The sequence below is a fragment of the Amycolatopsis sp. NPDC034160 genome (assembly GCF_055575355.1).
In genome coordinates this window covers 82,640-96,127 of sequence record NZ_JBVISU010000024.1, presented here as the reverse complement: position 1 = coordinate 96,127, position 13,488 = coordinate 82,640, and the positions used below count along the sequence as shown (strand labels likewise).

Below are 13,488 nucleotides of genomic sequence, written 5' to 3'. Positions count from 1 at the left end.
ATGGCCGGGCCGGGCGGCGAATTCGAGCTGAACTGGACCGATGTCGGCGACATCGTCTGGCTGGCCGCGGCCATCGCTCCCCAGCGCGAAGCCGACCGGCCGGAGCCCGTCAAGGAGCCTGAGCCGACGTCGGATGAGGTGAGGATTCGCAACGCGCCATCGGAACGCCGGGAAATCCCGCCGCTCCCCGAATCGCGGCAGGCCCCGGCTCCCGGTGGCGAGTCGCCGGGTGGGGACGACGGCCCGGCCGTGGACATCGACGCCGTCCCCGGCACACCGCCCGAACCGGCGGTGGACGGCACCGGGCCGGCCGGGATCGTGCCGCTGGAATCGCTGGCCTACTTCCGCGTCTTGAGAAAACTGAAACGGGAGACGGCCTCGTTGCGACACAACGATGTGGTCCTGGACGAAGAGGCGACCGCCGTCCGGGCCGCGGAGACCGGACGGTGGTGGCCGGTCACCCGATCGAGAAGAGAGCGCTGGCTCGACCTGACGCTCGTCATCGACAACGGCCCGTCGATGGCCTTGTGGCGGCCGAAGGTGTCCGCGTTCGTCGAACTGCTCCGGCAGGTCGGTGCTTTCCGAACCGTTCAGGTCCGGCTGTTGGAAACCGCGAAGGACAACGGTCAGGAGGGTCCCGTTCTCCGTGGTGGCGCGCCCGGCGCGCCGGCCCGCGACCCGAACGAGATTCTGGATTCGTCCGGACGGCGCGTGGTTCTGCTGGTGACCGACGGTGTCGGTGACGCCTGGCAGAAGAAGGACGCGCTGTACCCGATGCTGGCGCGCTGGGGCGCGGCGATGCCGGTGAGTCTCGTGCACCTGCTCCCACAATGGCTGTGGGGCCGCTGCGGGATGAGTCCCCGCAAGGCGCGGTTGCGGGTCCCGAACGCGTTGGCGCCCAACGGTCGCTGGGGCTGCGACCTCGCGGACGCCTGGCTCGATCCCGGTTCGAGGACGCCTGAGGGAACCGTCCCCGTCCCGCTGCTCGAACTGCGGCCGCGGTCGCTCGGCTGGTGGGCCGGACTGATGACCGGCGAAAACGCCGAGGCCGTCGAAGGAACCGTCGTACTCACCACAGAACGGATTTCCCGCTCGGAATCCGACGATCCGCCGGTGACTTTGTCACCCGCCGAAAGAGTGCACAGATTCCGCAGTGTCGCGTCCCCGCCGGCGCTACGCTTGGCGCAGTTGCTCGCGGCGGTACCGGTCCGTCTCGACGTGGCGAAGCTGGTGGGACAACGGTTCGTGCCGGAGGCGAGGCTGGAGCACCTCCTCGAACTTTTGCTTTCGGGCATCATGTACGCTCCCGGACTCAGGGAAGGGAAGTCCACTTGGGACACCGGTGGGGTCTTCGCTTTTCCCGAGGCAGTCCGGGAATTGTTGCTCAGTGGCGCGCGGCGGTCGGAGACGGCCAGTGTCGTCCGAGTGGCCGCCACCCATTTCGGTGGCCGGATTCCGCTGCTCGGTCACCTCCGAGACGCCATCGCCGACCCGAACAACACGCCGGATCCGGTGCTCACCCAGGAGTCCTCGTCCGACGTCGAGCTGGAGAGCGCCGTCATGCGCGCGCTGTCCGGGCCGTACCTGTCCCGCGCGGACCGGTTGCGGAACGTCGTTCAAGGCCGCAGTTCCCTCGTGTCCCAATCCGTCCTTTTTCAATCTGAATCAATCAAGACATCAATCAAGACTGTGAGCGCAAAGATGCCTGAGACGGCCGAACGTCCACCTGCTTCCACTCCCGCGGCGCAGGGACGCTCGTCTTATCTCAGTGAACCCGAATCCAATGAGCCGACGACCAGGATCGTCCATCCTTCGGTTTCGAGCCCGGCCCGGAACTTCCCGACGCGCCAGCCCGACGATCCGCCGTTGGTCTTCGGGAACGTTCCGCCGCGCAACCCCAATTTCACCGGACGCGACGAGCTGCTGGAACAACTCACCAAGCGGTTGAGCAGCGGTACCACCGCCGTGCTCCCCTCGGCGTTGCACGGCCTCGGCGGTATCGGCAAAACGCAGATGGCGACCGAATACATCTATCGGCATCTCCACGATTACGACCTCGTCTGGTGGATCGACGCCGCGCACACCACCCAGATCCGGGCAGGCCTCACCGAACTAGCCGCGCTGCTCGGCCTGCAGGGCGCCTCCGAGGCGAACGTCGCGGTACCGGCGGTGATCGAGGCGCTCCGGACCGGACGGCCGTTCCGTCGCTGGCTCCTGGTCTTCGACGCCGCGGAAAGCCCGGAGACCGTGCTGCCGTTCTTCCCGCGCAACGGTCCCGGCGAAATCCTGATCACCTCACGGAACTCCGACTGGGCGGGTATCGCGCGACCGCTCGAACTGGCGGTGTTCAAGCGTGAGGAAAGCGTCGAACTGCTCGGCCGCCGCGGTCCGGAGATCGACCCGGCCGACGCCGACGAACTCGCCGAAAAGCTCGGCGATCTGCCCCTGGCCGTCGAGCAGGCGGCGGCCTGGCGCGCGGTGACCGGGATGCCGGTGCAGGAGTACCTGCGCCTGTTCGACGAGTCGGTCGAGGAAATCCTCGACACCGCCTCTGCGCCCGACTACGAGGTTTCCGTCGCCGCGGCGTGGAACGTTTCGTTCGAGGAACTGAAGACCCGGAACCCGGCCGCCCATCAGATCCTGCACATCTGCGCTTTCTTCTCCCCGGAACCGATTTCCCGTGATCTGCTGACCGGCGTCAACCGGGTCTCGATCTCCCCGGAGCTCGACGCCGCGCTGCGCGACCCGATCAAGCTGGCTCGCGCCATTCGCGACATCAACCGGTACGGCCTCGCCAAGATCGACCACGGCAACAACACCCTCCAGCTGCACCGGCTGGTGCAGCTGGTCCTGCGCAACCGGGTCATGGCCCGCCAGGTGCACGCACGGATGCAGCACGGTGCCCATCAGCTGCTCGCCGCGCTGGACCCGAACGACCCCGAGTCGAGCAGGCATTGGTCGCGCTACCGTGAACTGCTGCCGCACGTGTACGCGGCCAACGTGCTGGAATGCGACGACAGCTGGCCGCGGCAGCTCCACATCAACATCATGCGCTACCTGTTCGAGTACGGCGATCACGAAGAGGCCGCCCGGCTCGGCCTGCAGGCGCGGGAGCTGCTCACCGAACGGCTCGGCCCCACGCATCCGCAGACGCTCGAGGTTTCGTCGAGGCTGGGGCTCTACCTGTGGTCGATCGGCCGGTACTCCGAAGCCGCGGAACTCAATCAGCGCACCCTCGCGCTGCGCCTTCAGGTTTCCGGTGAAGAGAACGAGGAGACCTTCGCCCTCCAGCGGAACATAACGATCGATCTCCGGGCACAGGGCGACTTCGCGGCGGCTACCAAACTGAGCGAAGAGGTCTTCCACAAAGCCAAGCGCATGTTCGGCGAAGACGATCCGGAGACGCTGAACGCCGCCTACCAGCACGCCATCAGCCTCCGGCTCGCCGGTGCCTACCGGGCGGCCGCGGAACTGGACCAGGACACCCTCAAGCGGCGCATCGAGGTGCTCGGCCGCGACCACGTCCGCACTTTCAGCGTCAACAGCGCGCTGATCGTGGATCTGCGCGAGGCCGGTGAGTACGGCCGGGCCCGGGTGCAGCAGGAAAGGCTCACGGAGAACTTCCAGGCTCGCTTCGGTGAGGATCAGCTGGACACGACGGGTAACTCGTTCCTGCTTTCGGTGGCGCGGCGCAAGGACGGCGACCACCCTGGCGCGCTCAGCCTCTCCATGGCGGCCCTCAAGAGGTTCCGGTTCGCCTATGGTGACGACCACTCCATTACGATGGCTTGCGCGCTCGCCCATTCGATCGATCTCCGGCACTCTGGTGACTTGGCGGCGGCGAAGAAACTCGGTGAAGAGACCTTCGAGCGGTACCGGAGCGGTCTCGGTGAGCACCATCCGCACACCCTCGGGGCGAACGCGGACCTCGCGGTGACGTTGCGGCAGCAGGGTGACACCGCGGCCGCCCGCGCACTGAACGAGCGCGCCCTCGAGCATTTCCGGGCCACCATCGGCCCGGATCACCCCTACGCCTTGGTCGTCATGATCAACCTGGCGAGTGACCTGTCGGTGCTGGGCGAGTACGACAGGGCGATCGAACTGGGCCGTGACGCGGTCGAACGCGGCAAACAGGTGCTGGGGGATGACCACCCCACGGTCCTGGCGGCGACCTTCAACCTCGGGCTGGATCTGGCCGCCGTCGGCCGGGACGAGGAGGCCGCGCCGTTCCGCGACCCGATCCTGGTGAAGTACCGCCAGGTGCTCGGCGAGGCCCATCCGGGAACACAGGCGGCGGGCCGCGGTACCCGTGGCGACTGCGACATCGACCCGATGCTGATGTGAGTCAGCCGGGTACGAGTTGCCCGATCCAGGAGGCGAGCTGTTCCACGGTCGGTGGCCGCGGACCGGAGCGCAGGCGCCGGTGCACCGCGCGGACGAGTTCGGGGCACCGCAGCAAGGCGCGGGCGGCGGGATGGGGGCCTCGCGCGGAGAGCGCGAGGCCCAGTCCGACCAGCGAGTTCGGCCGGTCCGGGTCCGCGGCGAGTTCCTGCCGGTAGCCCTCGATGGCGTCGAGGAAATCGCCTGCGGCGTAAGCGAAATCCGCGGCGGTGGCGCCGGGTACCGCCGGTGCCTCTCCGTCCGGTGCGGGCGGCGCGCCGCTGACGGCCAGCCGGACCAGGTCGATTCTGGCGTGGGACCAGTTCCCGTCCGGTACCGGTGTCGGCGGAAGATCGGTCGCGTCGAGGGTGGCCGGCGGTCTCGGCCTTCCGTCGAGCCACGCCGCCGCCAGTGCGACGACCACGGACGGCGCAGGGCGGAGGTGGCGGGCACGCCAGCCCGCGAGGTGGTCCCGGCAGGCGGCCGCGGCCAGTTCACCCGCCTCCGTCGAGACGGTTTCGTCCCGCCAGGTGCCGAGGCGGTCGGCGATGTTGTCGAGGAACCGGCGTCCGGCGGAGGTCAGGGCCGCGTCCGCGCGCAGGACCAGCAGGGTGCGCCACGTCTGCTCGCGCCAGTACGCGAACTCGAATCCCGAGCGCCGGGGAAGCCGGCCGGCCTTGGACAGCGCGCGCCAGAACGCCGTGACGCCGAAGAAGGCGTAGACCCCTTGCAGGGCACCGCTCAACGGCCTCGGATCATCCCGCCAGGCGACGTAGATCCGTTCCCGTGGATCGCGTTCGTACAGCTCGACCAGATGCAGCAGCCCGCCGAGCACGATGTGCTGGAACTCGTGGATGAGGGTTTCGGCGAGGGACGCGCCGTCGGTGGGAAGGGCGACCACCGCGCTGCCGAACGCCTCACCGGTCGACGCGCTCGGATTCCGGAACAGCACCCGGGGTTTCGGTACCAGGGAAGCCAGACCCACCGGCATGATGCGGGCCAGACCGGGAAGATGGGCGGCGATCAGACGGCAGGCCTCGTCGATCAGCCGTTGCCAATCCGCCAGATCCTTGGCAGGCAGCCGTTCCGGCGGGATCGGCTCGTAGAGCCCGCGATAAGGGTCGAGGTCGTCCAGCCGCAGAGAGAACCGATGTGCGCCGACCTGGCTCCGCACCTGCCGGATGCCCCACCAGCCCGGGGCGTCCGAAGCGGGCGCGTCCGGTAGCTGGACCGTCGTTTCGCCGTTCGTCACGCGGTAGCGGCCGTCCGCACCTCGTACGGTGGCCGCGGAGAACGTCGCGGTGCCTGCGAATCTGGCCATGCCGAGTGACGGGAGCATGGCGTTGCCCTGCCAAGCCGGGATGGCGGTTTCGAAGTCGAGTTCCGCCCGGATCGCCGCGGCCGCCGCGATCGCGTGCCCGTGCCCCAGGTGCATCCACAGTGGACCGACACCGTCGGTTCCGTTGCGCAGCAGCCGAGTCGTGTAACCCGCCCAGCTTCCGGTGTAGGGATTGGTGAGCATCCGGCTCACCGCACGGGGTGCTCTCGCTTCGGCACGGGCGAGGAGTTCCCAAGCGGAATCCAGCGGCGCCAGGGGACCGGAGTGGTCCGGGATCTTCGTGGCTTCGGTCAACAGCGCGTGAATCAACAGTTTGCGCCGGCTCCGCTCGGCCCGGCGCAGGCGCCGAGCCATGTCCTCGTCGCCGTCAAGGCACGCGAGAGCGTCGAAATCTCGCCACGACAAGCGGTGGAACGTGGGACGAGCCTCGGCCGGTGGCGGCATCAGTCGATGCGCTCACCGGCATTGGTGGTCCCGCTTCTGTAGCGCGCGTGAACGTGTCTGGTGCGTTCGACGACATGGTGCGCCGAATGGCGGAAGGCTTCGCTGTCGAGCTCTCGTAACGCGGTGAACGAGACCGCGTCGAGATCGATCAACGCGGATTCGATGTCCGGTTCCGTGTTCGCCGAGAAAGAACTCATCGTGCCGATTCCCTCCACCCCGTGAAACGGTTGCGAGAGTTGAACCTTGACCAGGATAGCCGAGATTTCCCCACTGATCAGTCCTCTTCCGGCGGGGGTGGCCGTCCGGCCGCCAATTCACGCAGCGCGCGGGGCCGGGTGATGGTGACGCGCTGGCGGGCGGTGCGCACCACGCCCAGTCGCCGGAGTTCGTCGAGGCCCCGGATCAGGGTGCTGCGGGAGACGCGGGCGAAACCCGCCAATTCCCCTTGGTTGAAATGGAGGTCGACCTGTTTCCCGTCCGCCGGGTCGAGGGCGTGCTGAAGGACCAGTTCCAGCAGTACCGCGGCGAGCCGCTGCGGGAAATCCGGTCCACCGGATTCGAGACGCAGGCGATCGGATTGCTGCAGCCGGATCGCGGCGGTACGGAAGATCTCCTCGGCGATACGTGGCTGGGCGCGCAGTACCCCGAGGAATTTCTCCCTCGGCACGATGAGGGTGTGCACCTCGTCGATCGCCGACATCGTGGCGGACCGCGGGAGTCCGCTGATGGGGGCGATTTCGCCGACGATTTCCGCGGGGCCGCGCGCGGCGAGCGGGGCGTCCTCACCGCGATAGTTGGTGGCACTGATCTTCACCCAGCCGCGCAGGACGACGAACATACTCGTGGGCGGGCTGCCCTGGAGGGCGAGGATCTGGCCCGGCTGCCACACCTTCAGGTGGCCCGCGTTCCGGAGAGCGGTCTGCTCGGCAGGCGTCAGCCGACGCCAGGTCCCGAGTTCCCCGTGCTCACCGGCGGAGGAACCGGTCATCCTTGTCCTGGAGGTTTCGCGGGAACCGGATCGGCGCTGTGTTCCATTTGACGCATCAGCAACTCCCCCGACTCGTCAGCATGGTCAGTGGGCGGAACGACCCGGAAGTTTCGCACCGGAATCGGTAATTGTGCCAGGCAAGAGGTGAGTTCACCAGGCCTCGGCCCGGCGACGGGGGAGGATGTCATGCGTAGTGCCGAAAGTGTGTTGGGCAGGCCGAAGGATCATCGCCACGCGCCCGCCGGTCAGAATCCGCGGACACCGAGGGCGGTCGGGCGACGACCGGCATTCTTCGCGCCGCATCCGCCGCTGATGTCCGGCGGGTGGTACCAGGGCGACGATCACGAGGTCGTCGGCCCGGGGCGGTATCCGGTTCCGCGCCCACCGGCCAAGTCCGTCAAGGCGGCTTTGCTGTGGACGCTTTTCTTGGGCCCCTTGGGGCTCTGCTACGTGTCACCCATCGGAGGCCTGATCGCGACGGCGGTTTCGGTCACGGCGGTCACCTTCGGGGGAGCTTCGCTGACGGCCGTGATCTGGCCGGTCGTCATGGTGCTCTCGCTGGCGGCCTTGCCCCGGCGCTCCGAGGACGGAAGATGAGGGACACCGATGCCGTCCGGCCGGATTCGGCCGGATGAGCCGGTGGGGGCCGATCGAGGGGGCGGCCCCCACCGCGGGCTCACCCGTCCGGGCGAGCCACCCTCCGAAAGTCGCGTCCTGGTGCTCCGATCACGTAGCCCAGCGCCGAAACTCTTGAACCCCTGCCGCGGTCTATGTTTCTATCTGCTCGATAGCCGCGCCTAAGGTGCAGTTTCGAACACCTTCGAACGGGTTCAACGCAGTTTCTGGAGGGCTCCGTGCGCCGTCGTACCCTGCTGAAGGCCGCTGGTGCGGCTTCCGCCTTCACTCTGCTCCCCGCGAGTGTCCGGCAGGCGCTCGCCGCCGAGGCGCCGACGGGCGGCCTCGACGTCATCGAGCACGTCGTGGTCTTCATGCAGGAGAACCGGTCTTTCGACCACTATCTGGGGACACTGCGCGGTGTCCGTGGCTTCAACGATCCGGCCGCGATCAAACTGCCTTCGGGGGCGTCGGTCTTCCAGCAGCCCGACGGCGCGGGCACGCTGCTGCCGTACGCGATCGACGACCAGTTCATGGCCGACGTCGACCACAGCTGGTCCGGCGGGCACCGGGCATGGAACAAGGGCCGTCACGACGCGTGGCGCGCGGCCAAGGGCGTGCGCTCGCTGACCTATCACACGCGATCGGCGCTGCGGTTCTACCACGAGCTGGCCGACGCCTTCACCGTCTGCGACGCCTACCACTGCTCGGAAATGGGGCCGACCAATCCGAACCGGATGTATCTGTTCACCGGCAAACTCGGATACGAGCCGGACGGTACGACCCGCGCCATCGGCAACGCCGCCTGGCAGAACCCCGGGCACACCGGTTACACCTGGAAGACCTACGCCGAGCGGCTCCAGGCCGCGGGACGCGACTGGCGGGTCTATCAGGAATGGGACAACTACGGCGACAATTCGCTGGACTACTTCAGCAGTTTCCTGGCCGTCGGCACCAAGGCGCTGTCGAAGGTGAAGGATTCCGCGGGCAAGGCCTTTCCGAAGCTGGAGTACTTCTACTACGCGCTGGACTCGGCCTCGGCCGCGGAGCGGACCCGGTTGCTCGACGGACTGGCGGCCGGCGTGGCGACCCTGACCGCGGCCGAACGTGCCCTCTACGACCGTGGTCTCGCCAGGGTCGCGCCGAAGCACTTGCTGAGTGCCTTCAAAAGCGACGTCGACGCGGGCCGACTGCCGTCGGTGTCCTGGATCGTCGCGCCGGAAGCGCAGACCGAACATCCCGCGTGGGGACCCAACACCGGCGCGGATCTGGTCAAATCGATCCTCGACACGATCGCCTCCAAACCCGAGGTGTGGAACAAGACGCTGTTCCTGCTGACCTACGACGAGGACGGCGGCTTCTTCGACCACATGCCACCGCCCGCGCCGCCCGCGTCCGATTCGGAAGGCAAGAGTTCCGTCGCCACGACCGACGAATTCGTCTCCGGTGAACCGATCGGGCTGGGCGTGCGCGTGCCGATGTTCGTCATCTCGCCGTGGAGCCGGGGCGGGAAGGTGTGCTCGGAGGTCTTCGACCACACCTCCGTGCTGCGGTTCCTGGAGCGGTGGAGTGGCGTCGGCGAACCGAACATCTCGCCGTGGCGGCGTGCCGTCTGCGGTGATTTGACCTCGGCGCTGGACACCACGGCGCCGAGCGCCACCTATCCGGCGCTGACCAAGCCGGTGCCGACGAGCGGGCCGTGGAACACCCAGCCTCAGCCGCCTTCCGTGCAGAAGCCGCCCGTGCCGGAAAGCGGGGTCCGGACGGCCCGGCCGTTGCCCTATCAGGTGACGGCGTCGGGACGTGTGACCCGCGAGCGGTTCTGGATCGACTTCGCCAACACCGGAGCCGCGGGCGCGCACTTCTACGTCTACGCCACCGCGCACCGGACAGACGGGCCCTGGCGGTACACCGTCGGCGCGGGCGCGACGCTCTCGGACTACTGGCAGGCGGGTACCCCGGATGGAGCGTACGACCTCACCACGCACGGCCCCAACGGTTTCCTGCGCCGGTTCGCGGGCAACCGGATCACCGCGACCACCGCGGGCAAACCGAATCCGGAAGTCGTGCTGCGGCAGGGTTCCGGCGTCGTGTACCTGAAGATGACCAACAGCGGTGGTGCCGCGTGCGAGCTGACCGTGCGTACCGGAAACCGGGGCGGCGGGCCGTGGAAGTACGCGGTCGCTCCGGGCGCGACGGTCGAGGATTGGTTCAGCGTCGAAGGCGGCATGGGCGGCTGGTACGACCTGACCGCCCAAGGGCCCGACGGTTTCGCGCGCCGCTTCGCGGGTCATGTCGAGACAGGCGCCGAGACCATCAGCGACCCGGTCATGGGCTCGGGTCCGCTCCCCGCGACTGTTCGGTCCGCCGACAGTGAGGAGACCGCGGGTGAGTCCGGTGCCGCCACGAACGCCGTCGACGGCGATCCCGCGACCCATTGGCACACCAAGTGGTCGGACCCGTTGCCCCACGAGCTGCAGCTCGATCTGGGTGCCGCCCGCACCGTCACCGGCCTGACCTACCTTCCGCGGCAGGACGGTTCGGCCCATGGCCGCGTCGGCGGTTACGAGGTCTACCTGAGCACCGACGGTTCGGCCTGGGGGAGCCCGGTCGCCACCGGGACCTTCCCCGACGACGCCGCCCCGAAAATCCTGCGATTCTGGCCGGCCCGGGCCCGCTATGTTCGTCTGCGCGCCCTCACGGAGGCGGGTGGACGGGGCCCGTGGACGTCCGCGGCGGAGGTCGTCGCGCTGGGCTGGACTTGACCGAACGTGACCGGCGTGCGGAAACGCCGCGTGTCAACGGCCGCTGCCCGGCATCGAAGCCCCCTGCCACGTTTGCCTTCTGGGTAACTGCGCCGACGAGGCCTTCAAGTCTCCACAAGGGACACTGTTCGGCGGCCGTGTCGTCGTGGCCGTCGCCGCGAAATGGCGACGGGCTCGCGGTAAGGGACGCTCCGAGACCATGGCGTCCGATTCGGGTTCTATTTGAGGGGTAAGGCAAAGGTGTCGTGTAGCGAGCGACGTCGGCTCGCGCCACAGCCGGACATGCCCGCCTCCCGATTGCCTGCTCACACCGCCAGGGGTGACCAAAGGTGTCATGATCGGCCACCTATGTGGTGCGCGTTCCCGCGAAGGCGGCGCCCTCTGCTCGTGTCGCGAAAGCCACTTTCAGGACATGTGATGTCCCGAAAGTGGCTTTCGCGACACCTCGGAACACCACCGCCCAGTGCCGAAGCCTGATGCCCAACGTCTCACAGCCCCTCCCGACCACGACACCTTTGCCCTACCCCTCAATAACCCTCATTGGCACTCACGACGCCAAGCGGAACCGTTCAAGCCCGGTCGGCGTCCACGATCAGGCCTGCAACATCTCTCGTGAGTGGTAATGACGCTTAGAACCGTCATTACCACTCACGAGGCGCTACGCCCAGGTGACCGGCAGTTCGTGGACGCCGTAGATGTTCATGTCGGTCTTGAGCTTCACCTCGTCGGCGGGAATCGCGAGCTTGAGGTTCGGGAAGCGGCGTAGCAGTCCCTCGAAGCCCGCGCGCATCTCGATCCGCGCCAGCTGCTGGCCGAGGCATTGGTGGATGCCGTGGCCGAAGGACAGGAGACCGCGGGCGTTGCGGCGGATGTCCAAGGTGCCGGGGTTCTCGAAGCGCCGCGGGTCGTGGTTGGCGGCCAGCAGCGAGATGATGACGGTCGACCCTTCGCGGATCGTTTCGCCGCCGAGTTCGATGTCTTCCGTGGCGTAGCGGAAGAAGATGTCGGCGACGGACAGGTAGCGAAGGAGTTCTTCGACGGCGCCCGGCAACAACTCCGCGTCGGCGCGCAGTTCGGCCAGCTGCTCCGGGTGTTCGAGGAGCGCGAAAGTGCCCAGCGCCAGCATGTTCGCGGTGGTTTCGTGGCCCGCGAGAAGCAGAAGGAACGCGGCGCCCGTCAGTTCCTCGATGGTGAGGTCGTCGTGGCGGGCGAGGTCGGACAGGATGTCGTCCGCCGGCGTCTCGCGTTTGCGCGTGACCAGTTCGGTGAGGAAGGTGTTCATCCCGATGAACGCGGCCATTTTCTCTTCCAGCGTCTGGTCGCGGACCATGAGCTGGGCGGAGTTGGCCTGGAACTTCTCCCGGTCCTCGTAGGGGACGCCGAGCAGTGCGCAGATCACCAGCGAGGGCACCGGCAGCGCGAACTCCTTGACCAGGTCGACCGGCGGTACCAGCGCGGCCATCGCGTCCAGCTGCCGTTCGGTGATCTCGGCGATGTGCTCTTCGAGCTGCTTCATCCGCTTCACCGTGAAGGCGCCGGTGAGCCGCTTCCGCAGTCGTCCGTGGTCCGGCGGGTCCATGGCGACGAACATGCCCGGCATCGGCGGGGACGGTTCGGTCGGGGCGGGCATCCCCGGTGTCTCGTACGGCAGGTGGAGGATGCCGATGTCCTGGCGGGAGCTGAACCGGGTGTCGGCCATCAGCTGCCGGACCTCTTCGTAACCGGTGACGAGCCAGCCCTCGTGTCCGTCGGGGAAGACCATCGGGCTCACCGGGCGGGCGTCGCGCAGCCGCGTGATCTCGCGGGGCGGGTCGAAGGGACCCGCGTCGCGCTGCATCGGGAGGCCCTGCGGAACGGGAACCGGCTGAGTCATCGGGACGCCTTTCGTGGTGGTTGTGAGGAGGAGCTTCACCGATCGGGCTGACACCGGCCTGACACAGCGCTGACACCACCCGTGTCAGCGGCGTGGCGGAGGCGTGTCAGCACGGCCGCCCACAGTGGCTCCCATGACAGAAACAGCGATCGCGGTCTCCGGACTGCGCAAGACCTTCGGGGACAAGGTCGTGCTCGACGGGATCGACCTCGATGTCCGGGCGGGCACCATTTTCTCCCTGCTCGGCCCGAACGGCGCGGGCAAGACGACGACGGTGAACCTGCTGACCACCTTGATGAAGGCCGACGGCGGGTCGGCGAGGGTCGCCGGGCACGACATCGCGACCGAGGCCAAGGCGGTGCGAGCGGCGATCGGGGTCACCGGCCAGTTCGCGGCGGTGGACGAACTGCTCACCGGGCAGGAGAACCTGCAGCTGATGGTGGACCTGAGCCGGGGTTCCACCGGTGGCAAGCGGATCGTCGGCGAGCTGCTGGAACGCTTCGACCTGGTGGAGTCGGCCAGGAAGCCGGCGTCGACCTATTCCGGTGGCATGCGCCGGAAACTGGATCTGGCGATGACGCTGGTCGGCGATCCGCGGATCATCTTCCTCGACGAGCCGACCACGGGACTGGACCCGCGAAGCCGTCGCACGATGTGGTCGATCATCCGCGAGCTGGTGGCCGACGGCGTGACCATCTTCCTCACCACCCAGTACCTCGAGGAAGCCGATCAGCTCGCCGACGGGATCGCGGTCCTCGACCAGGGCCGTCTGGTCGCCAAGGGCACCCCCGACGAACTCAAGCGCCAGATGCCGGGCACGCATGTCCGGCTCCGGTTCACCACCGTCGCCGAACTCGACGCGGCGGCGAGGGTGTTCCCCGACGCCACGCGGGACGACGAGACGCTGGCCCTGCGGGTCCCCAGCGACGGCGGGACGAAATCCCTGCGGTCCCTGCTGGACCGGCTCGACGAGTACTCGATCGGCGCCGAAGAGTTCTCCGTTCAGACCCCTGACCTCGATGACGTTTTCCTCGCCCTGACGGGCCACAACACGGAGGCCGTGAAGTGACCACCCCCTCGATCG

General features: G+C 68.0%; 8 protein-coding genes. 4 read left to right on the top strand and 4 right to left on the bottom strand.

The features are described 5' to 3' along the window. Entirely contained in the window at positions 1–4,344 is a 4,344-nt protein-coding gene (fxsT, locus tag ACZ54P_RS34135; protein WP_465465724.1) for an FxSxx-COOH system tetratricopeptide repeat protein, read from the top strand. 1 nt (position 4,345) lies between these two features. Here the strand turns inward: fxsT and ACZ54P_RS34130 are convergent, their stop codons facing one another. From ACZ54P_RS34130 to ACZ54P_RS34120, 3 genes are all read right to left on the bottom strand, one after another. Beyond that, positions 4,346–6,124, bottom strand: a complete 1,779-nt coding sequence (locus tag ACZ54P_RS34130; protein WP_465465723.1) for an aKG-HExxH-type peptide beta-hydroxylase — start codon at positions 6,122–6,124, stop codon at positions 4,346–4,348. Positions 6,125–6,162: 38 nt separating this feature from the next. After that, positions 6,163–6,360: a hypothetical protein gene (locus ACZ54P_RS34125; RefSeq protein ID WP_465465722.1), complete on the bottom strand. Its 198-nt coding sequence runs from the start codon at positions 6,358–6,360 to the stop codon at positions 6,163–6,165. A 77-nt stretch (positions 6,361–6,437) separates the two neighbouring features. Then, entirely contained in the window at positions 6,438–7,151 is a 714-nt protein-coding gene (locus tag ACZ54P_RS34120) for a Crp/Fnr family transcriptional regulator (RefSeq protein ID WP_465465721.1), read from the bottom strand. A 186-nt stretch (positions 7,152–7,337) separates the two neighbouring features. On the opposite strand from ACZ54P_RS34120, the gene ACZ54P_RS34115 reads away from it, so the two are divergent. Continuing rightward, a complete protein-coding gene (locus tag ACZ54P_RS34115) occupies positions 7,338–7,748 on the top strand; it encodes a hypothetical protein (RefSeq protein WP_465465720.1) in 411 nt (136 codons plus the stop codon). A gap of 257 nt (positions 7,749–8,005) precedes the next feature. Continuing rightward, positions 8,006–10,531, top strand: coding sequence for a phosphocholine-specific phospholipase C (locus tag ACZ54P_RS34110; protein ID WP_465465719.1), 2,526 nt, complete (start codon positions 8,006–8,008; stop codon positions 10,529–10,531). A gap of 658 nt (positions 10,532–11,189) precedes the next feature. On the opposite strand, the gene ACZ54P_RS34105 is transcribed toward ACZ54P_RS34110, so the two are convergent. After that, a complete protein-coding gene (locus ACZ54P_RS34105; protein ID WP_465465718.1) occupies positions 11,190–12,404 on the bottom strand; it encodes a cytochrome P450 in 1,215 nt (404 codons plus the stop codon). A 133-nt stretch (positions 12,405–12,537) separates the two neighbouring features. Between ACZ54P_RS34105 and ACZ54P_RS34100 the strand changes: the two genes are divergently transcribed. Further along, the gene (locus tag ACZ54P_RS34100; RefSeq protein WP_465465717.1) at positions 12,538–13,473 is read left to right on the top strand and encodes an ATP-binding cassette domain-containing protein; all 936 of its coding nucleotides are present in this window, start codon (positions 12,538–12,540) and stop codon (positions 13,471–13,473) included. Positions 13,474–13,488: the final 15 nt, after the last annotated feature.